Genomic DNA, 20186 nt, shown 5'->3' on the forward strand with positions numbered 1-20186 from the left:
TTAGGCACTTAAATAAAAGAGGAACGTGTTTCCTCTTTTTTATCTTCTGGATTTGCTTAATGCACTGGATAGACTCATCTGATGACAGATTTCGATCTGCTTTTTGATCAATTTATGTTATAAAGTTACATAAGTTTGATATCCACGTGGGTAAGACCTATGACTGATCACAGTTCACCTGAAAAATCTCCTTGGGGCTGGAAAGCACTTATCATCTTCTGTATTTTAGGTGGACTATTCATGCTTATTTTTTGGCTCGCGATAAGTAATGAACCGGATTACATGCCAAGCCAGCAAAATAAACAGACTACCCAGCAGCATGCTTTTAAAAATGCACCGACGATGTCTCCAGAAGCCATTGCCAAAGCGCAGGCGGATCGTGAAGCACGTGAAGCTGCCAATAATGTTGCTCCTATAGATACGACAGCTGCTGAACACAATATGTCAGCTGAAGAACATGCCAATATGGATAATGCCGAGCACAGCTCAAATCCAGCGCATGGCCACTGATCCAGATTCAGTCTATGCATCAAAAAGCGAGGTCAATGCCTCGCTTTTTCATATTTGAATGGCTGAAAATTAAAGCTTTAAATACATATCAATATGCGGAATACCACAATCCAGATATTCCTCGCCTTGAGCTTCAAATCCCAGCGCTTGATAGAAGCCAATGGCATGTACTTGCGAAGATAGCTTGACCAACCCACGCTGCTCTGCACGCGCATAGTCAATCACAGCCTGCATCAAGCACTGACCAACACCTAAACTGCGTGCTGTGGTTAGGACTGCAACCCGACCGATACTGTTATTTGACAATAAACGTGCTGTAGCGATCGCCTGATCCTGCTGAAAAACAACGAAATGTATAGCAACCGCATCTTCAGCATCCCACTCATCTTCAGCTGCAATATGCTGTTCTTGAATAAACACCGCTTCACGAATCGCTTTGGCATACACTGCCAAATCTTTCCAGCTTCCGGAAACTATTTTAAGTTCTGGACTATTTAGCATTTAGATCCGATTCCCTGCTGATCCCATTGATCATTAAGCAACAATTCCAGTGAATGTTTCTGGATCCCATACATCTCTTTTAGTGCCTGGATTTGTGCCAGAATCGCCTGATCGGGTTGTTGATAGTCTTTGCGCTTTGTCGCCAGAATCATTTTATTTTTACTGGTATGTTCCAGCGCCACGAACTCAAAAACTTTGGTTTCATAACCATAAGCTTTGAGCAATAAAGCACGAATGGTATCGGTCAGCATTTCAGCCTGCTGTCCGGCATGAATGCCAAACTGTAACATCGGGCTCAATACCTTTGGTGCCTGCAACTGTGGACGCAATTCCTTATGACAACACGGTGCGCACATGATCATCTGTGCATTCAGGCGAATCCCGCTATGAATCGCAAAATCTGTTGCTACATCACAGGCATGCAAGGCAATCATTACATCCAGACGTTCCGGTGCATAGGTACGCACATCCCCCTGGAAAAAGTCCAGCTGATCAAAACCGGATTGCTGCGCGACATTCTGGCAGAACTCGACCATTTTCGGATTAAGCTCTACCCCGGTGACATACGGCGTTTGACCATGTTTTCGCATATAGTCATATAAAGCACAGGTCAGATAGCCCTTACCCGAACCAAAATCCACCACGCGCAGGCCTTCAGCCTGTGGCTTAATCTGCGCCAAGGCACCTGAGAAAATTTCCACAAACTTATTAATCTGCTTCCATTTGCGCGCCATGCTCGGAATGATTTGCGCTTTTTGATCGGTAATCCCGAGATGCTGGAGAAAGATACTGTCCTGATCGACAAAACGTTGTTTAATCCGGTCATGACCTTGTTCAACAGGCTTCGCCTGATTCATCGCTACTTTATGTTTACTCCGTGTCAACATGGCTTTTTTCTTGTTTTTTTTCAACTGTAATTCTTCATCAATTGTGATCAGATTGGCTTGCTTACAACACGCCAGTAGTGAAGTAACCTGGAATAATGCTTCATCTAAAGGATAATTTTTGGTGACATCCTGGGTCTTGTAACGATACAGGCAGCTCAATACGCGCTGTTCATTTAATGGAATGACTCGCAAGGTCATTTTCTCTAAATCCTGCAGTTCACCTTTATACTGGCTTAAGATCAGGCGATCAAATTGATCCCTTTCAACAGCTTGCTGAAAGGTGTCCAAGAATTGCTGTTCCTGATCTGAGAGAGTTGTCAACGTTGACATAGATAAAACCTGAAATGAATTGCGCATCAAGTTTAAATCTTCTTAACCTAAAAGCAAAATTGAATTACTATACAAGTGTATATTTGAAGAAGAATGACAATCATGCAGAATGCTCCACTGGTTTCAGATTATGATCAAAATGAGGAACGAATTAACTATATTAGTCATGGTGTAGGTGCCGGACTGTCCATTGTTGCTGGTATTCTTTTGATTATTAAAGGTTCTTACCTCAGTACTGGACAATGGATTGGACTGTGGGTTTATGCGCTGAGCATGATTCTGTTATTTTCTGCTTCTATGCTCTATCACATGGCCACTGCGGCAGACCGCCGTTATTTTTATAAAAAAGTCGATCATACTGCGATATATTATTTAATCGCCGGAACCTATACCCCTTTCCTGTCAATTGCCATTCCGACCGCCAAAGCCCAGTATTTATTGATTGCGCTGTGGGTGATTGCCCTTCTTGGCACACTTTTCAAGTTCGTTTTCATTCATCGTTTCCAGAAACTTTCTTTGGCGGCTTATCTGGCCATGGGCTGGCTGGCGCTGCTGGTGATTGATGACATGCAGCAATATTTAAGTGCTCAATCTTTAACCTTTCTCATCATTGGTGGACTCGCTTATACCGTGGGTGCATTGTTTTACGCTTTAAAAAGAGTAAGATATACCCACGCTATCTGGCACATATTTGTATTGATAGGCGCAGGATCACATTTTCTGTCTATCTATCTTTACGTGATTTAATCATCTCCTTTTTCATTTCAGTGACCCTGAGCGAGTTGAAGCGAGAAGATTGCAGTTGTTTTTTTAAAAAATTACGCCTTTTTTAAAAAGATTACGCTTTTAAAACTAAGTTTTTTTATTTTTAGTAAGTGTAAGGTTTTCCATGGCGTCGTCTAATTCTGCTGCTCAGCCAGCACAAAATTCAAAATTTCGCGTTTTAACAGCAAGCTTGGTAGGCACCACAATCGAATTCTTCGATTTTTATATTTATGCCACCGCTGCTGTCATTATTTTTCCGTATCTGTTCTTCCCTACTAGTACAGATCCAATGACCGCAACCATTCAGTCTCTTGCGACTTTTGCCATTGCATTTATTGCCCGTCCGATTGGTGCAGCATTATTTGGTCATTTAGGTGACCGGATCGGACGAAAAGCCACCTTGGTTGCAGCTTTGCTAACTATGGGGATTTCAACCGTTGCGATTGGCCTGTTACCAACTTATGCGCAAATCGGAATTGCTGCGCCATTGTTACTTGCACTGTGCCGTTTAGGTCAGGGCTTGGGTCTAGGTGGTGAATGGTCAGGTGCTGTACTTCTTGCAACTGAAAATGCCCCTGAAGGCAAGCGTGCCTGGTATGGCATGTTCCCGCAACTGGGTGCTCCAATCGGCTTTATTCTGGCAACAGGTTCTTTCCTGACGCTTGGCGCTTTCATGTCTGAAGCTGACTTTATGGCTTGGGGCTGGCGTATTCCGTTTATCTCAAGTGCCTTGTTGGTAATTGTGGGTTTATGGATTCGTTTAAAATTGCATGAAACACCTGCTTTCCAAAAAGTGCTGGATAAACAGAAAGAAGTGAATGTTCCTTTTGTTCAGGTATTCAAAAAGCATTCCCGCATGCTGGTTCTGGGTACGATTGCTGCAATCTGTACTTTCGTTGTGTTCTATCTTACTACGGTATTTGCGCTGCAATGGGGAACCAAACAACTTGGTTATTCTCGTGAAGAATTCCTGCAATTGCAGTTAGTTGCGACCCTGTGTTTTGCTGCCTTTATCCCGCTTTCAGCAGTATTGGCTGAGAAATTTGGCCGTAAGACCACTTCGATTGCGGTATGTGTCATTTCTGCGATCTTCGGTATCTTCTTTGCAGATATGCTTGAATCTGGCAGCACTTTGGTGGTGTTCCTGTTCTTGTGTATTGGTCTGGCGATCATGGGCTTAACTTATGGGCCAATCGGTACGGTATTGTCTGAAATCTTCCCGACTTCAGTACGTTATACGGGTTCTGCATTAACCTTTAACTTGGCAGGCATCTTCGGTGCATCATTTGCACCGCTAATCGCAACCAAGCTGGCAACGGCCTATGGTTTGTCTGCAGTCGGTTATTACCTGACCGCAGCATCTATCCTGTCGCTTGTCGCGTTTTTACTGATTCGTGAAACCAAAAATGATGATGTAAACAATCAGATCTAAGATTTTAGATTGATTCAAAAGCCAGCACTCGATGCTGGCTTTTTTATGATTTCACAACAAAATTCGGCTACTTATCTCGTTAAATTTGCTCAACAATCAAATGAACTCAATTCAAAAAATGAGGCAAGGCCATGCAGGATCTTATCGAATACCTCTCGCAGGAGCAGTTGGTCAATATCATTATTTTGCTGGAAGATGATAAAAAATTAGAAGCTGTTCGCTATATCACCGAGAATACACCCTTGGATGAAGCTCAAGCACTGCAAGTGATTGATGAAATTGTGCGGGAACATGATGTGGTCATGAAACATGAAAGTACCGGTCCACGCTTTAGTGATGATGCCGGTGATATCGATCTGGTGACACCGCCACTGGAAATCCCCACCCATCCTAGTTTGAGCACATCCACAGAAGCTGAAATCACTGCACAGCAATTACGTGAAAATGTGCCGACTCGCAAAATCGAAAAGAAAATCTGGATGATGGCGGCCGTCGCAGTGGTCTTGCTGATTCTGGTCTGGATCATCAGTTAACGCGATACAGCACGCCGACTGAATTTAAATCAGTTCAATAATATCAATGGTAGGCGGCACCCGGAAACGAAAAGGTACACCGACCAAGCCGGTACCGACAGTGACGAACACATCTGCATGTTCATGACGGTACATGCCCTTTTTATGCCCCAAAATTGAAACTTTTTTCATGACGTAATCGGTCAGCCAAGGCAGCTCTACCTGTCCGCCATGAGTATGTCCAGACAGCATTAGAGGGCGCGTCGGCAGTTTCGGAATCATATCGACTGTATCAGGGTTATGCGAAAGAATGACCCAAGGCTTGTCCTGAGGCAGGTCGGGCAAACTGCGCATATCGGCTTTTCCAGCCCAGAGATCACCTACACCCAAGAGACGAAATTCATCAAATTCGACAATTTGACCTTCAATATCCATGACCTGATTGACTTGCAGTGCATAGTGCAACAATTCCCGAATCGGCGGTCCGGGATATTGCTCATCGTGATTACCATTGACTGAATAAACGGGAGCGTGAATCTCTTTTAAAACTGCCAGCTCCTGTGCCAGTTTATTTTCTGGCTCATAAGTCCAGTCGCCAGCAACCACCACCAAATCAGGTTGAATATGATTTAATTTGTGTACAATTTGTCGCAACTGCCGCTCATGACCCGAAAACAGACCGATATGCAAGTCTGCAATCAGGGCGATTCTTACTGGCTGCTTTAAACGTTTATCTGCATTGATCTGATATTGTGTCGTTTTCACTTGAATTAAATGCGGCTCGATAAAGCGTGCATAAGTCAAAACCCCACTGAGCAAAAATACAAAAATAGCTTCATGCAGTGAATAATACCCCGTCCATCCAGCGTAAATACTGAAGAAAACCAAAGGGATCAATAAATAGGCAAGATAAAACGCCAGCAAATGACCAAAAGCTTTAAAGGGATGAATGGTTTCGGTACGTGATTGGCTCGACCATGCCTGAGCCACCGCCCAGATGGCTAAAATCGCCATTCCCAGATAAAAATAAAACAGTACGGAATTCGAATCCCACATAAATTGGCCTTATTCAGTCGAGCAGCAGATTACTGGCTTTATATTTATCTTTTCATAGCTGGCAATTATACTCAATTCTAATTTTTCATTCTTCGACTTATATGGCCACTGCTCCCCGCGATCAAGTTCACCTTCAATCCTCAAGTTTTATACGCACTCATCGCTATAAAGCCGGCATTTTACTGAGCTGTAGCCTGGTACTGGGTCTTCCTGCGTGTAGCACCTTACCCAAGCAAACCGAACAGCCAAGCCAGATGGCATTTGAAACGGATACCTCGCAAACCAGCCTGGCACAAATTGTTGAACCTTTACGTGATCAGAACATCGGGTTGACTGGTTATCGCGTGCTGTATGATCCGCTTGAAGCACTGGCTGCTCGGATTCAGCTGATTAATAAAGCGGAACGCAGTCTGGATCTACAATATTACATCTGGGATAACGACCGAATCGGTGCCCTCGCTCTGCATGCGATTATTCAGGCAGCAGATCGTGGCGTAAAAGTGCGCCTGTTGATGGATGACAATAATGCCAAGAAAATGGAAGGGATTTATCTGGCCTTAAACCAGCATCAAAATATCGATGTCAAACTGTATAATCCCTATCGCTTTCGTAAATACCGCGCCATGGACATGGTGCTGGATTTAAAGCGCATTAACCGCCGCATGCACAATAAAAGCTTTATTGCCGATAACCAGATTGCCTTGATTGGCGGGCGCAATATGAGTAACCAGTATTATAATGTCAGTGAAAGCTATCAGTTCTCTGATGTCGATGTGATGCTGGTCGGTGCAGCATCGGATGAAATCATTCATTCCTTCGATGAATACTGGAATGATGATTATGCCTATCCGGTACAAGAGGTGGTGAATCCACGGCATCATGGCTTACGTTTTCCAAGCTTAAAACAACAGCTAGAAACCCATAGTCAGGATCCAGCCACTCAAAATTATCTGGATCTGGCCAATCGTTCCAGAGCCTTTGACCAATGGCTGGAACAAAACATTCAGCTGGATTGGGTGGAAGCCGAAGTAGTCAAAGATCCACCGAGCAAAATCAAAGCCAAGGCCAAAACCGAAGAACACCTGAATTTCCAGTTATTACAGCGTCTGGAAAAACCTGAACAAAGTGTCGATATTGTCTCTGCCTATTTTGTTCCGGAAAAAATCGGCGCAGACCGTTTAAAGAAATTGGCGAATGAGAATATCAAGGTTCGTGTCCTGACCAACTCTTTTAAGGCCAATGACGTTGCCGTAGTGCATGCTTTTTATGCCAAATATCGTCAGGATCTATTGGAAAATGGGGTGCAGCTGTATGAGTTTCTAGCAGCCCCAGAAGCTAATCACCTAAATGCCAATACTGAGGAAATTTCGAAAAAAGCTAAAGTCAGCCTGAAAGGACTGAGCCGTTCCAGCCTGCATGCCAAACTGATGGCACTGGATCAAAAACAGGTGTTTATTGGTTCTTTTAACTTTGATCCGCGTTCAGCCTATTTGAATACTGAAATTGGCGTGTTGCTGAACAGTCCGTCTTTGGCACGTGCAGTACACGACACCATGGACAAAAATTTAAGCAAATATGCGTATAAACTGGTGCTGGATGCGAATCAGAACATTAACTGGAAAATCAAGAAAGCCAATGGTGACGTTCAAACGTTTACCAAAGAACCAAAAATGAAATGGTATCAGAAAGCTGGACTTAAACTGGTGTCGTGGCTGCCTATTGAAGGCTTTATGTAAGTTTGATTCTTTGAACAAAAACCATAAAAAAGCCTCTTATTGAGGCTTTTTCAATACCCGTGACTGAAGTTCAACTAGGCCAGTCTGCATTTTTTCCTGGACCACACGGGTAAGGCTTTCAACCGTATGCCCTTCCGTGGCAATTGCAGGTAAAGCCACTAAATGTGCAATGACTTGCGGCATTTCCAGTACTTTTTTGACATGGGCAGCAAAACTGATGTCATTGACAAACGGCGCAACCATATCCAGTTCGCCCTGCTGATTCACATAACAAATCAGACAGATTTGTACAGGACGCTGCGCTTCAATCGCGGCGCCTAAAATCCGGCCATGCACTTTTTTGATGGCTCGTCCATCAGAAGTCGTCGCTTCAGGAAAGAACAGCACCGGAATATTCTGTTTGAGAAAATCGGTAATTTGTTCACGGATCCTGACGGAATCTCCTGAACCCCGTTTAATAAATAAGGTACCCCCACCCTTGGCCAATTTGCCTAGAATCGGCCAGTTCTCGATTTCTGCTTTCGCCAGAAAAAATACGCGCGCTCCGGAACCCAGAACGGCAATATCCAGCCAAGACACATGATTACTGACCCATAAGGCGGGTTCACGTGGAATCTCGCCATGCACCTGCACTTCGATATTGAATACTTTGCATAACTGACGGCAAAAATGTTGCACATAGCGCGTATTGGTCGGGTTATTCGGATTTTTATATAAGCCATGACGAAAAACCAAGTAAAACCCTTCACTAATGGTAGCCAATGAAGCTGTGATTTTCCGGCTATACAGGAAAAACTTGGCCAAGCCTTCGATATCTGGAGTCTGGTTTTGTACAGTCGAGTTCATAAAAACGTCATTAAATCCTAAGCGAGATACAGGGAATATCCACGAATTAAACTCATTCTATACTGTTCATTCGCAACTTGCATTGATAATAAAAATCGACCAATAACATCTATATCTTCAATTTTAATTGGATTAAAAAATCATTCAAAATAAAACTATCGAAATATTAGATTGAAAAGGATCATAGCTATGCCAGATCAAACTCAGCCCGCGAACGACACACCACAGCCTTTACAAGTGCTCAAATATATTTTGGGCGGCACCTTCATCTATGCCGTGGTACTGGTAACACTTGCACAACTGTTTATCAGCGCACTTTAAACCAAAGCCGTGCTAATTCAGTATCTGCACAGCCCTTTTTCAACTACACTAAAGTTTTCAAGTGGAGATTGGCCTGAGTGGAATATTTACAACAACATCGAGGGAAAGAGCGCGTCATTCTGGTGAGTGTCAGCGTACAAATGCTGGATGACCTTGATGCTGAAGAGTTTCGTTTGCTGGCCCAGTCTGCAGATGCTGAAATTCTGGAACATATTTATGCTCAGCGGGTGAAACCCGATGCCAAATTTTTTATCGGCTCCGGCAAGGCAGAAGAAATCGCCGAACGTGTTGAAGAACTGGAGGCCAACCTGGTTATTTTTGACCATGCCCTGACCCCAGCCCAAGCCCGTAATCTGGAACAGGTGATCAAATGCCGCGTGGTCGATCGTACTGAACTGATTCTGGATATTTTTGCCCAGCGTGCCCGTACCTATGAAGGCAAGTTGCAAGTCGAACTGGCACAGCTACAACATTTATCTTCGCGTTTAATTCGTAGTCGTGGCAATCTCGACAGCCAGAAAGGCGGGATCGGTTTACGTGGCCCGGGTGAAACCCTGCTGGAAACTGACCGCCGTTTGCTGCGTATCCGTATGGGACAGCTCAAGGCACGCATTGATAAAGTCCGCCAGACCCGGATGCAAGGCCGTGTTGCTCGTCAAAAAGCTGCTGTGCCGACGGTATCTTTGGTCGGTTATACCAATGCCGGCAAGTCCACCTTGTTTAATTTACTCGCCAACAGCGATGTCTATGCAGCCGATCAGCTGTTTGCAACCTTGGACCCTACTTTACGGCGTCTGGAATGGGATGGGATTGGCAATCTGGTGCTGGCCGATACGGTAGGTTTTGTCCGTAACCTTTCCCATTCGCTGGTTGAATCCTTTAAAGCAACTTTGGAGGAAACCGTAGAAGCCACGCTGTTACTGCATGTCATTGATTCAAGCAGCCCAGAAATGCTGGAGCAGATTGAAGCTGTAGAAAAAGTGCTGAAAGAAATTGGTGCAGATGTGCCGATCTTGCAGGTTTACAATAAAATTGACTGTAGCGGTGAAGAAGCCAAAATTATTTATCGACGTCCAGGTGAACCGGAACGGGTCTATGTTTCGGCACATAGTGGCGAAGGAATTGACCTGCTGCGTAAAGCAGTACATGAGTCCTTGATGGGGCAACTACAGTCTTTCGATTTAATCTTGAAACCCGCTTATGGCAAGCTGCGCAACCAGCTCTATGGTCTGAATGTGATCCAGTCAGAACATTATGATGATGAAGGCCAACTACATCTGCATATTCGAATTGCCCCACAGAAACTGGAACAGTTGATTAAACAGGCGCATTTACCTTTAGATGAAATCCTGGGCAAACAGGCGCAGCAATTTCAACGTCCACTGGAAGCGTTTGAAATCCAGTCAAAGATCGAGTAAAACTTGATAAGTAAACTTATTAATATTAATGATCATAGCAATGAACTGGATAAAACGAATAGATTGGCCGGCATGGATCGGCACCCTTTTACTAATTATTGTCTTTCGGGAAGCTTCAGTCTGGTTAATGACCCAACTGAATCATCCTGAATTAGGTAATCTGGTCGGATTATTGAGCCTTTTAATTGCGCTGTTTACCTGGCGCTATTTTGGCAAGCTTCCTGCTCGCCTGGTCGATACCAATAACAAGCTCATGAAGGAAAGCGCCTTTGCCTTCCTGCCTGTCAGTGCAGGTGCACTGATGATGCTGGTACATATGGGCCAGAAAATTCCGGCCTTTCTGTTCATCATGTTTTTCAGCACCCTGATTCCTTTATGGATTTACGCCAAAATGGCCAAGCGCTGGTTATAGGAGTTCCGCATGTTATCTATTTTGTATGGCTTTGCGGTTACCCTCATCGCCTATCTGATTGCCAAACCCTGTAACCGGTTCATTCCGCAAATTCCCGTCATCGTGTTCAGCATGTTCTTTGTACTGGTGATTTTATTTGCGCTCGGCATTCCCTATGAAAATTACATGGATGAAGTTAATCCACTTTTCAACCATTTACTCGGCTATGTGACCGTCGCACTTGCTATCCCTTTGGCCGCGATGCGCTACGATGACTTGCCGCTCAAAGCCATTATCGGCATTTTGGTTTTTGCCAGTATCAGTGCTGTCGCCTTGCCGATGGGACTAGCTTATCTGCTGCATATGTCCTCTGCAGATATTATGGCGTTTGCTACCCGCGCAGTGACCACTCCAATTGCGATTAATATTGCCACCCTGCTGGATGCACCCATCAGCATGGTCATTCTGATCGTGATTCTTTCTGGTGTGATTGGTGCAGCTTTTTCTCCATTTATTCTGAGACATATCAATGATGAACGTGCCTCCGGACTGGCTTTAGGACTAGCCGCACATGCCATTGGTACAGCTCAGGCCTGGCAGCGTGGCAGTATTGCAGGACGTTATGCCGCATTTGGTATGGCCGTCAATGCAGTCTTTACCGCGGTCTGGTTGCCTACGTTTATACTTTATTTGCAAAAAATGTGACTAGTGAATCAAATTAATCATTTGTTTTATGTGGTAATCGTTCTTACTATAGAGTAAGAACTCTAATCCAACCTAGGAACAGATATATGAATAAGGTTCAATTTTTTTCAACTTTACTTTTAGCCTCTTTCAGCCATTTGGCCTTTGCCTCTGACCTTTCAGGCACATGGAGAAATATTGACGACAAAACTGGTTCGCCTAAAGCATTCCTCGAAATTCGTGAGACGGCTTCCGGCGTCTATGCTGCCAAGATCACAAAAATTACCCCGCGTCCTGGATATACCCCGAAAGAAAACTGTGTGTCCTGTCCTGCACCTTATACCAATAAACCTATTCTCGGTCTGGATGTGCTCACTGGCTTAAAGCACGTCGGCAATAACAGTTTTGCTCAAGGCAAGCTGCTTGATCCATTATCAGGGAATCTTTATAACACCAAGGCAAAATTAAGTGCTAATGGGAAACGTCTGATCCTACGCGGCTATATCGGCGTTTCAGCACTAGGCCGTAGTCAAACCTGGATTAAGCAGGATTAATTCCTGCTTTATTAAATAAAATGTGACGGGGTTATGCTTTAGTAGATAGAAGCTTGCATTTTAATGCATTAAGTTGTATGAATATTAAACATATGCTTTTTTCATGCAATATATATTATGAAAGTGTATTAACGTAGTTTGCGTCAACATTCACCACATGGAATTAGGTGAATGTTCATAAAAAAATAAGGATAAGGATATCGCATGTATAAAATCGCAATTTTAACTGTTTTTTCAGCTTCTTTATTCACAGGCTCTATGGCCTTTGCTCAGGAGTTATCTGGTCTTTGGCAACAGATTGATGATAAAACCGGCTCACCTAAAGCATTGATTGAAATGAAAACGCAGGCTGATGGCTCCTATACCGGAACGATTAATAAAGTCACACCTCGCCCAGGTTATACACCACGGGAAAAATGTGTCAAATGTCCACCACCTTATACCGATAAACCGATTTTGGGATTAGACGTTATTAAAGGACTGAAACCCACCACCAAAAATAACTATGCACATGGCCGGGTACTCGATCCACTCACCGGCAAAATTTATGATTTAAAAGGGCGGATTTCTGCCAATGGGAAACGACTGACTTTACGTGGATATATCGGGATCTCTGCGATTGGTCGCACACAAACCTGGATTCGCCAGGATTAATAAAAACAGCACTTTTGTGTTGGGGATATTTTATTCATCTATAAAAAAGGCATAAATATAATGAAACAAACTAAATTAGGATTAATGTTCATCGCTGCACTGATGACTGGGACTGCTTATGCACAGGATCTGACGGGCATCTGGCAGCAAATTGATGATAAAACCGGCTCACCAAAAGCAATTATTGAAATTCGTCAAAATGATAATGGGACTTTTGCTGGAAAAATTATCAAAGTGACTCCACGTCCAGGCTATACTCCACAAAAGACCTGCAATAAATGTCCCGCGCCTTATACCAATCAGCCGATCATGGGCATGGATGTATTGACTGGTTTAAAACATGTGGAAGGCACCAACAATTATGAAAAAGGTAAAGTGATTGATCCATTGGCAGGTAAAGTTTATGACGCTCGAGTGCGTCTAAATGCCAATGGTAAACGTTTAACCTTGCGTGGTTATGTGGGTGTGTCCGCTTTAGGCCGTAGCCAGACCTGGATTCGCCAAGATTAATACCTAATTCTCATTATTCAAAAAAGCTGCCAAATTGGCAGCTTTTTTTAGTGTATCAACTCTATAGTATTCAGATAAGTGTTGACTATTTTAGTAAGATTTCTAACATGAGCGGGCGATGATAAAAATTCTTTGGAATGACTCTCTATGTTTAAAAAAATATTACTTGCCGCGCTTACAGCAGGATGTATGACGAATTTGTGGGCAGACGATATTACCGGGACCTGGCAACAAATTGATGATAAAACGGGGGCGGCTAAAGCGATTATCGTCATTAGCAAAGAAGCAAATAATACCTATTCAGGCAAAATTGTAAAAATCACGCCTCGCCCAGACTATAATCCACGTGAAAAATGCAATAACTGCCCTGCACCTTATACCAATCAGCCTATTTTAGGCATGACCATTTTAAAAGGCCTAAAACTGGTTGAAGGCACCAAAAATTATGACAAAGGTCGTATTATCGATCCATTGGCAGGTAAAATTTATGATGCAAAAATGCGTTTAAACAATACCGGTAAACGTTTAACCTTACGTGCCAGTATGGGCGTTTCAGTTCTAGGCCGTAACCAGACCTGGATTCGTGCAGACTAATCAAGAATCCAAGAATTAAAAAAGCCACGTGATCACGTGGCTTTTTATTGGATACACTTAGATCACCGGATTATCAACCGCGAACATCTGCTGATCTTCCAGGCGGAAGGCCATCAGTTGATTACCCCAGACACAACCGCCATCTACATTCTGAATCTTGTTCGAAATGGTTTTACCGTTCAAGCCGGCCCAGTGACCAAACAGGATCTGATGAGTTTGTGCGGCCTGTGATTCAAACTCAAACCAAGGTTTAAAGCCTTGCGGCATCGGATCATCCAGCGCATCTTTAAAGCTGTATTCCAGGCGTCCCTTAGCATCGATTAAACGCATCCGGGTCAAGTAATTCACGATACAGCGAATACGTTCATGGCCTTGTAGTTGATCCGACCAGAGTGCTGGTTCTTTCCCGAACATTTCTTTCAGGAAATCATCCAGCACATCAAAGTCATCATGAGCAATGATCGCTTCAACTTCTTGTGCCAATTGAGCAGTTTTTTCTGCACTCCAGATATTCGGAATTCCAGCATGCGTCAGAATAGTCTGCTCATTTGGAAATAGACACATTGGCTGTTTGCGCAGCCAGTCAATCAGGTCATCACTGTCGATCGCATCAATCACATCACGGACATTGTCTTTTTCTTTTACTGGCTTGATACCACGGGCATAAGCCAGCAAAGTCAAATCATGATTTCCCAAGACCGTCGCAGCCGCACCTTGTTCAGCCAGCTTTTTGATAAACCGCAATGCAGCGATTGAGTTTTCACCACGTGCAACCAAATCTCCAGCAAACCAGATAAAATCTTGTTCTGCATCAAACTGGATTTCCTTGAGTAAAGCTTTCAAGGCCTCAAAACAACCTTGAACATCCCCAATCACATAATTATATCGAGCAGTGCGGTTCATCGTAATTTAAGCCACCATTTGATCTGAAAGTGCAACAAACTGTTCAAGGGTTAGGGTTTCTGGACGCGCCATCGGATCAACACCCGCTTTTTCAAAACCTTCTTCGACCAGCATACCCTTCAAGCTGTTACGCAGAGTTTTACGACGCTGGGTAAAGACATGCGATACCAGACGTGCCAGCGCTTTTTCATTCTTCGCCACAATCGGTTTAACTTTATAAGGCTCTAAACGGAATACCGCTGAGGTCACTTTTGGAGGCGGATTAAAAGATCCAGGTGGCACTTCGAATAAGAAAGTCGGTTTACAGAAATATTGAATCATCACCGACAGACGGCCATATTCTTTGGTATTCGGTGATGCGGTAATGCGATCCACGACTTCTTTTTGTAGCATGAAATGCATGTCTTGCACTTTGTCACCAAATTCCAAAAGATGGAATAACAATGGCGTAGAAATATTATAAGGCAAGTTACCGACGACACGTAGTGGACGATCTTCCTGAAACAATTGAGAATAATCATATCTCAAGGCATCGGCTTCAATAATGGTTAAACGTTCCGGATGCGGCACACGACCCGGCAGACCAGCAGCCAGATCACGATCCAGCTCAAGTACGGTTAAGGCATCACATTCGCCAATTAAAGGTGAAGTCAAAGCGGCCAGACCCGGGCCAATTTCCAGAATGTTCTGACCTGGACGCGGATTGACTGAGCGTACAATTTTGGCAATGACACGCTGGTCATGTAAAAAGTTTTGACCAAATCTTTTTCGAGCCTGATGCCCTTCATCTTTTGGGTTTAAGGCATTAATTTGATACATAAAAACATTTCCAACGTGAGTGATGAACAATAATCAGTGGCGCGCCAGATCGAGGGCTAAATCGACAGCAACGTGCAGGCTGGAACTTTTCGCAAGTCCCGTCCCCGCAAGGGAGAGTGCTGTGCCATGATCAACAGAAGTTCGAATAAACGGTAAGCCGAGGGTAATATTAATGGCTTCACCAAAGCCCTGTGATTTTAACACAGGTAAGCCCTGATCGTGATACATCGCCAGAACAGCATCAGCATCTTTTAGGTTTTCTGGAGTAAATAAAGTATCAGCAGGTAGGCTTAAACTCATGTTGATACCTTGGGCACGATAGCTTTCGAGTACCGGATTGATCACTTCAATTTCTTCCATCCCCAAATAACCGCCCTCCCCGGCATGCGGATTTAAACCGCAAACCAGTATATTCGGCTGTTCAATCTTGAATTTGGATTTCAGGTCGTGAATCAGAATATCAATCACCTGATGCAAGCGTTCAGGCGTAATCGCATCTGCCACGGCACGAAGCGGAAGATGGGTAGTGGCCAAGGCCACGCGTAAAGTTTTGGTGGCCAGCATCATGACTACACGTGGAACACCAGCAAATTCCTGGTAATACTCGGTATGACCACTAAAAGAAATGCCCGCTTCATTTATCACGGACTTTTGTACAGGCGCAGTCGCGACGCCGACACTTTTTCCTGACATGGCATAGTCTGCGGATCGACGCAGTTGCTCCAGTACATAAGCCGCATTGTTCAGATTCAGCTCACCCAATACGACGTCTTGCTGCACGGGAACATGCTCTACAAATAGCTGACCGATGCCTGAAGATGACTCCTGTCCTTGATATTCAATCAGCTCAACCGATAATTTGAGTATCTGAGCACGTTGCTCGAGCATATGAATATCCGCCAATACCACAATTGGGCGCTCATCAACACGATCTGCAAGACTCAGGCAAATATCAGGACCAATTCCGGCAGGTTCCCCACTGGTGACATATAAAGGCAGCATCATCTTCTCAATTTGGCAAAGCTGAGAAATATTATAACCCGATCACGCCTACGCTGTAGTAATCATTGCAAAGAGTACTTATAAATCAATATTTTGATACCATTGAAACTATGGTTACAAATATAGTTGCAGTTTTTGTAGCATATAAAGGCTTAGGTCTTTCTTTCACCAGGGAGATTAGATAAAATACAGCGCTTGAAATTTTAATTTTCATTTGTGATTCTTCACGTATTCGTTTAGAATCGCGTCTCCTTTAGTTTGGACAGATTCCATAGTCCAAACCAACTATAATAGGTAGTGGTTTAATGAAAACTCTCAGCGCTAAGCCAGCTGAAGTTCAACACGACTGGTACGTTGTTGATGCTTCTGGCAAAACTTTAGGTCGCCTTGCGACTGAAATCGCTCGTCGTTTACGCGGTAAGCATAAAACTTCTTATACTCCTCACGTTGACACTGGCGACTACATCGTTGTTATCAATGCTGAAGAAATCACTGTGACTGGTAAAAAGTCACAAGATAAGAAATACTATCGCCACACTGGTTTCCCTGGTGGTATCCGTGAGACTAACTTTGAAAAGTTAATCGCTCACAAACCAGAAGCAGTTCTAGAAAAAGCTGTTAAAGGTATGTTACCTAAAGGTCCTCTTGGTTATGCAATGATCAAGAAAATGAAAGTGTATGCAGGTACTGAGCATCCACACGCTGCTCAACAGCCACAAGTTTTGGACATCTAAGGGATAACAGCACATGGCTACTAATTATGGTACAGGTCGCCGTAAGACCGCAACTGCACGTGTTTTCCTATCAGCTGGTACTGGTAAACTCGTAATTAACAACCGTACTCTTGAACAGTATTTCGGTCGTGAAACTGCTCGTATGGTTGTTAACCAACCACTTGAGCTTCTTGAAGCTACTGACAAATATGACCTTTACATCACTGTTGCTGGTGGTGGTATTGGTGGTCAAGCAGGCGCTATCCGTCACGGTATTACTCGTGCATTGATCGCTTCTGACGAAACTTTAAAACCTGCTCTTCGTCAAGCTGGTTTCGTTACTCGTGATGCTCGTGAAGTTGAACGTAAGAAACTTGGTTTACGTAAAGCTCGTAAACGTCCTCAGTTCTCTAAACGTTAATTCGTTTACCGAATCGGACAAAAAACCCTGGATTTTCCAGGGTTTTTTTATGGCGGTTAGTGGGTCATTTAGAACTTTTTTCTTGTTATTGTTCATGTACATCCTTACCCCATACCCCTTCGTGACACCAGAATGACTTCATCAAATAATAATTTGCGATCCCAATACAGATAAACAGCAAAATGACAGGAAGCTTGATCAGCATCTTATTTTCCTCCAGTTGTTTTTCTTATAATCTACCTTGGCTCAAGCCGATTGATCTTTGATGCTTGGTGCTTTTTAGGTTGAATTTTAGTATCCTAGTCTATTCATTAGAAGCTCATCAGGATTTATGTCAGTCGAAAGCGCGCCTCTTCAAGGAATCACTCTCTATAGTCATGCCGATGACTTTCGTTCCCATTGGATTCGCTATGTGCTTACCGAAAAACAGATTAAATATAACCTGATTTTGGTGGATGCCGATGATGAGGATCTGGCCAGTCTCAATCCTTATAATCAATTGCCGATGCTGATCGAAAATGAACTTAAATTATTTAATACTTCGATTATCTCAGAATATGTAGATGATCGTTATCGTCAGAATAAACTGTATGCCGATGCTCCGATGCCCCGGGCAGAGCAACGACAATACATCTGGCGCTTTGAAAATGACTGGCTGAAACTGGCTGATCTCATGTTACGCCATCCTGATACGCTGGATAAGAAAGCCAGAACTCAGGCACAAAAGCAGTTACAGGATATCCTGATTTCACTAATGCCACTATTCCAGCATTTTCCCTATTTTATGTCTGAACAATTTAGTATCCTGGATTGTATGTTGGCACCAATTTTTATCCGTCTGAAACAGATGGGCGTAGAATTACCACAGCAGCAATGCCGTCCGTTTTATTTATATTGCCAACGAATTTTTAGTCGTCCTGCCTTTGTAAAATCCATGACATTGCAGGAAAAGAACCGTTATTCAGTGCAACTCAAACATCCATAGAGAAACATCATGTCCGAACAAGAATTCAACCTTAGCCCTACCCGTCCCTATATGGCACGTGCAATCTATGAGTGGGTTTGCGATAACAATATGACGCCTTACCTGCTGGTGGATGCCACACGCCCAAATACCATGGTTCCTGAGCAGTTTATTAAAGATGGACAGATTGTTCTGAATATTGTGCCACATGCCGTGCATGCGCTGCATATGAGCAATGATGCCATTAGCTTCTCGGCTCGCTTTGGTGGCGTTTCTCGTGATATTTATGTGCCTATGGCAGCAGTACTCGGTATTTATGCACGTGAAAATGGTCAAGGTTTATTCTTTGATCCAGGTGAATATGAGCATACACAAAATGATGAAGATGCTTTAAAATCAAGCACTGAAGAACAAACTGAACAACCAAAGAAAAAACCGACTTTAAGACTATTAGATTAAAAATAATGGAGCAAGTGAATGGCTTTTGATTTAGTACAATATTTTGTTGAACAGATAGAGACTCAAAAGCCTGAGCTTCTAAAAGAATATACAAAAGAAGAAAGACGAAAATATATATCAGAAATCAATGCCTTAACTTTAGGAAAACTTATTACTGAATGGCGTCATAACCCACAAAAAATTTATAATGAAATCAATCATCCTGATGAATTATATATCCTGGAAATCGTGCGTCATCTCGCTACCAGTCCGGAAAATCAATCCACTCTGGATCGAGCCCAGCTTGAGCACAGCACTTCAGAAATTTTTCATTTACAGCTTATTGAATTAAAACAACTGCATGATACCGGCAACCATAATATCCATAGCATTCAGGAATTACTGACCGGGCAAATTGAACATTTATCTGGTCAAGCAGATGATTGGGTTTGGACAACAAACAAGCTAACAGAACTCAAAGGCTCTAAACCAATTGTGCAAGAAGAGCTATCATTGGAAGCATCAATGAAGGAGTTTAATCAAATGGTAAGCCAGAATCAGCAGCATCAAGATATCGAAGAAGTGATTGTTGTCGACACCCCAAAATGGGCAAAGATTGTTGAACCAATCGTAGCGATTGCCATTCTTTGGGTATTAATTGCAGCCGTAATGCGTGTGTTTGGATAAAATAGCCAGCAGTAAAAAACCAGCGATTTGCTGGTTTTTTTATGTGCCAAAATTTACAAAATCAGCTTATAAACTCTTTTAGAGCCAGCCTTACAGAGATCCTAATAGGTCAAACAAATTGACAGGAGTCCTCTGTCTCAGAAGAATCTGATCAACTTTGAGGTATAGATATGTTAAATATCTTATCTAAAAACCCGCACATAAAAAAATCCCCCTCTGCGTATGCGGAGGGGGATTTCGAATAATGAGCTGGCGATGACTTACTCTCACATGGGTAACCCCACACTACCATCAGCGCTAAGAGGTTTCACTTCTGAGTTCGGGAAGGGATCAGGTGGTTCACTCTTGCTATGGTCGCCAGCACAACTGTTATGACTTTGCATTTGGTCTTATTCACATCTTTTGATGTTTGCCGTTGCTTGGTCAAATGAGTTATTAACAGGTATATCTGAGTTGCAGTAGTTTGTTCGTTCAGCGTAACTAAATCAAGCTGTTTTGCTTAATATCGAATCAATTGATCCTCACTTCTTTCGAAGTT

General features: G+C 43.3%; 25 protein-coding genes and 1 rRNA gene. 18 read left to right on the plus strand and 8 right to left on the minus strand.

Annotated elements, in window-relative coordinates; translation table 11 throughout:
• The first annotated feature begins 159 nt into the window (after positions 1–159).
• On the plus strand, positions 160–510 hold the full coding sequence (locus BFN00_RS06750) for a hypothetical protein (RefSeq protein ID WP_004732164.1): 351 nt from the start codon (positions 160–162) through the stop codon (positions 508–510).
• Positions 511–579: 69 nt separating this feature from the next.
• On the opposite strand, the gene BFN00_RS06755 is transcribed toward BFN00_RS06750, so the two are convergent.
• Both BFN00_RS06755 and BFN00_RS06760 read right to left on the minus strand, forming a co-directional pair.
• Positions 580–1011 carry a GNAT family N-acetyltransferase gene (locus BFN00_RS06755; RefSeq protein ID WP_004732166.1) on the minus strand — a complete coding sequence of 144 codons (432 nt, stop codon included), beginning with the start codon at positions 1009–1011 and terminating at the stop codon, positions 580–582.
• Positions 1005–2228 (minus strand): class I SAM-dependent methyltransferase, encoded by a 1224-nt coding sequence (locus tag BFN00_RS06760; protein ID WP_004732169.1) that lies wholly within the window; start codon positions 2226–2228, stop codon positions 1005–1007. The genes BFN00_RS06755 and BFN00_RS06760 overlap by 7 nt, the downstream gene beginning before the upstream one ends.
• Before the next feature lie 102 nt (positions 2229–2330).
• Between BFN00_RS06760 and trhA the strand changes: the two genes are divergently transcribed.
• From trhA to BFN00_RS06775, 3 genes are all read left to right on the plus strand, one after another.
• Positions 2331–2975, plus strand: coding sequence for a PAQR family membrane homeostasis protein TrhA (trhA, locus tag BFN00_RS06765; protein WP_004732171.1), 645 nt, complete (start codon positions 2331–2333; stop codon positions 2973–2975).
• 142 nt (positions 2976–3117) lie between these two features.
• Complete coding sequence (locus tag BFN00_RS06770) at positions 3118–4425, plus strand: MFS transporter (RefSeq protein ID WP_004281697.1); 1308 nt, start codon at positions 3118–3120, stop codon at positions 4423–4425.
• Between the two features lie 131 nt (positions 4426–4556).
• Positions 4557–4958: a hypothetical protein gene (locus BFN00_RS06775; protein WP_004732173.1), complete on the plus strand. Its 402-nt coding sequence runs from the start codon at positions 4557–4559 to the stop codon at positions 4956–4958.
• A 24-nt stretch (positions 4959–4982) separates the two neighbouring features.
• On the opposite strand, the gene BFN00_RS06780 is transcribed toward BFN00_RS06775, so the two are convergent.
• Positions 4983–5993, minus strand: a complete 1011-nt coding sequence (locus tag BFN00_RS06780) for a metallophosphoesterase (RefSeq protein ID WP_071850810.1) — start codon at positions 5991–5993, stop codon at positions 4983–4985.
• A gap of 101 nt (positions 5994–6094) precedes the next feature.
• Between BFN00_RS06780 and BFN00_RS06785 the strand changes: the two genes are divergently transcribed.
• Positions 6095–7729 (plus strand): phospholipase D family protein, encoded by a 1635-nt coding sequence (locus BFN00_RS06785; protein ID WP_004732178.1) that lies wholly within the window; start codon positions 6095–6097, stop codon positions 7727–7729.
• Positions 7730–7765: 36 nt separating this feature from the next.
• On the opposite strand, the gene BFN00_RS06790 is transcribed toward BFN00_RS06785, so the two are convergent.
• A complete protein-coding gene (locus BFN00_RS06790; RefSeq protein ID WP_004732180.1) occupies positions 7766–8575 on the minus strand; it encodes a lysophospholipid acyltransferase family protein in 810 nt (269 codons plus the stop codon).
• A 189-nt stretch (positions 8576–8764) separates the two neighbouring features.
• Here BFN00_RS06790 and BFN00_RS16240 point away from each other — a divergent pair, with 189 nt between their 5' ends.
• The 8 genes from BFN00_RS16240 to BFN00_RS06825 all read left to right on the plus strand — a co-directional run bounded on the left by BFN00_RS16240 (position 8765) and on the right by BFN00_RS06825 (position 13701).
• Entirely contained in the window at positions 8765–8896 is a 132-nt protein-coding gene (locus BFN00_RS16240; protein ID WP_004645957.1) for a hypothetical protein, read from the plus strand.
• A 77-nt stretch (positions 8897–8973) separates the two neighbouring features.
• Positions 8974–10314, plus strand: coding sequence for a ribosome rescue GTPase HflX (gene hflX / locus BFN00_RS06795; protein WP_004732184.1), 1341 nt, complete (start codon positions 8974–8976; stop codon positions 10312–10314).
• Positions 10315–10354: 40 nt separating this feature from the next.
• On the plus strand, positions 10355–10726 hold the full coding sequence (locus BFN00_RS06800; RefSeq protein ID WP_004281691.1) for a hypothetical protein: 372 nt from the start codon (positions 10355–10357) through the stop codon (positions 10724–10726).
• A 9-nt stretch (positions 10727–10735) separates the two neighbouring features.
• Positions 10736–11410 carry an LrgB family protein gene (locus tag BFN00_RS06805; protein WP_004732186.1) on the plus strand — a complete coding sequence of 225 codons (675 nt, stop codon included), beginning with the start codon at positions 10736–10738 and terminating at the stop codon, positions 11408–11410.
• 86 nt (positions 11411–11496) lie between these two features.
• The gene (locus BFN00_RS06810; RefSeq protein ID WP_004732188.1) at positions 11497–11943 is read left to right on the plus strand and encodes a DUF2147 domain-containing protein; all 447 of its coding nucleotides are present in this window, start codon (positions 11497–11499) and stop codon (positions 11941–11943) included.
• 204 nt (positions 11944–12147) lie between these two features.
• Positions 12148–12597 carry a DUF2147 domain-containing protein gene (locus tag BFN00_RS06815; protein WP_004645961.1) on the plus strand — a complete coding sequence of 150 codons (450 nt, stop codon included), beginning with the start codon at positions 12148–12150 and terminating at the stop codon, positions 12595–12597.
• 60 nt (positions 12598–12657) lie between these two features.
• Positions 12658–13107, plus strand: coding sequence for a DUF2147 domain-containing protein (locus BFN00_RS06820; protein ID WP_004645963.1), 450 nt, complete (start codon positions 12658–12660; stop codon positions 13105–13107).
• Positions 13108–13254: 147 nt separating this feature from the next.
• A complete protein-coding gene (locus BFN00_RS06825) occupies positions 13255–13701 on the plus strand; it encodes a DUF2147 domain-containing protein (RefSeq protein ID WP_004645964.1) in 447 nt (148 codons plus the stop codon).
• Positions 13702–13758: 57 nt separating this feature from the next.
• Here BFN00_RS06825 and BFN00_RS06830 read toward each other — a convergent pair whose 3' ends face one another.
• Genes BFN00_RS06830 through pdxA form a run of 3 tightly spaced genes read right to left on the minus strand, consistent with a single transcriptional unit; the run spans position 13759 to position 16425 of the window.
• A complete protein-coding gene (locus BFN00_RS06830) occupies positions 13759–14604 on the minus strand; it encodes a symmetrical bis(5'-nucleosyl)-tetraphosphatase (RefSeq protein ID WP_071850811.1) in 846 nt (281 codons plus the stop codon).
• Between the two features lie 6 nt (positions 14605–14610).
• Positions 14611–15423, minus strand: coding sequence for a 16S rRNA (adenine(1518)-N(6)/adenine(1519)-N(6))-dimethyltransferase RsmA (rsmA, locus tag BFN00_RS06835; protein WP_004645966.1), 813 nt, complete (start codon positions 15421–15423; stop codon positions 14611–14613).
• Between the two features lie 33 nt (positions 15424–15456).
• Positions 15457–16425, minus strand: a complete 969-nt coding sequence (gene pdxA, locus BFN00_RS06840; RefSeq protein WP_004645967.1) for a 4-hydroxythreonine-4-phosphate dehydrogenase PdxA — start codon at positions 16423–16425, stop codon at positions 15457–15459.
• A gap of 305 nt (positions 16426–16730) precedes the next feature.
• Here pdxA and rplM point away from each other — a divergent pair, with 305 nt between their 5' ends.
• The 5 genes from rplM to BFN00_RS06865 all read left to right on the plus strand — a co-directional run bounded on the left by rplM (position 16731) and on the right by BFN00_RS06865 (position 19648).
• Positions 16731–17159 (plus strand): 50S ribosomal protein L13, encoded by a 429-nt coding sequence (gene rplM / locus BFN00_RS06845; RefSeq protein WP_004281682.1) that lies wholly within the window; start codon positions 16731–16733, stop codon positions 17157–17159.
• A 13-nt stretch (positions 17160–17172) separates the two neighbouring features.
• Positions 17173–17559: a 30S ribosomal protein S9 gene (gene rpsI, locus BFN00_RS06850; RefSeq protein WP_004281681.1), complete on the plus strand. Its 387-nt coding sequence runs from the start codon at positions 17173–17175 to the stop codon at positions 17557–17559.
• Between the two features lie 331 nt (positions 17560–17890).
• Complete coding sequence (locus BFN00_RS06855; RefSeq protein ID WP_004645969.1) at positions 17891–18544, plus strand: glutathione S-transferase N-terminal domain-containing protein; 654 nt, start codon at positions 17891–17893, stop codon at positions 18542–18544.
• 9 nt (positions 18545–18553) lie between these two features.
• On the plus strand, positions 18554–18982 hold the full coding sequence (locus BFN00_RS06860) for a ClpXP protease specificity-enhancing factor (protein WP_004281679.1): 429 nt from the start codon (positions 18554–18556) through the stop codon (positions 18980–18982).
• Between the two features lie 18 nt (positions 18983–19000).
• Positions 19001–19648 carry a hypothetical protein gene (locus BFN00_RS06865; protein ID WP_004645970.1) on the plus strand — a complete coding sequence of 216 codons (648 nt, stop codon included), beginning with the start codon at positions 19001–19003 and terminating at the stop codon, positions 19646–19648.
• Between the two features lie 247 nt (positions 19649–19895).
• Here BFN00_RS06865 and rrf read toward each other — a convergent pair.
• Positions 19896–20010: ribosomal RNA gene (gene rrf / locus BFN00_RS06870) — 5S ribosomal RNA — on the minus strand.
• Positions 20011–20186 lie beyond the last annotated feature (176 nt).

Origin of the sequence: Acinetobacter sp. AR2-3, from assembly GCF_001878775.1 — a bacterium.
In the GTDB taxonomy this organism is placed as follows: Bacteria; Pseudomonadota; Gammaproteobacteria; order Pseudomonadales; family Moraxellaceae; genus Acinetobacter; species Acinetobacter lwoffii_D.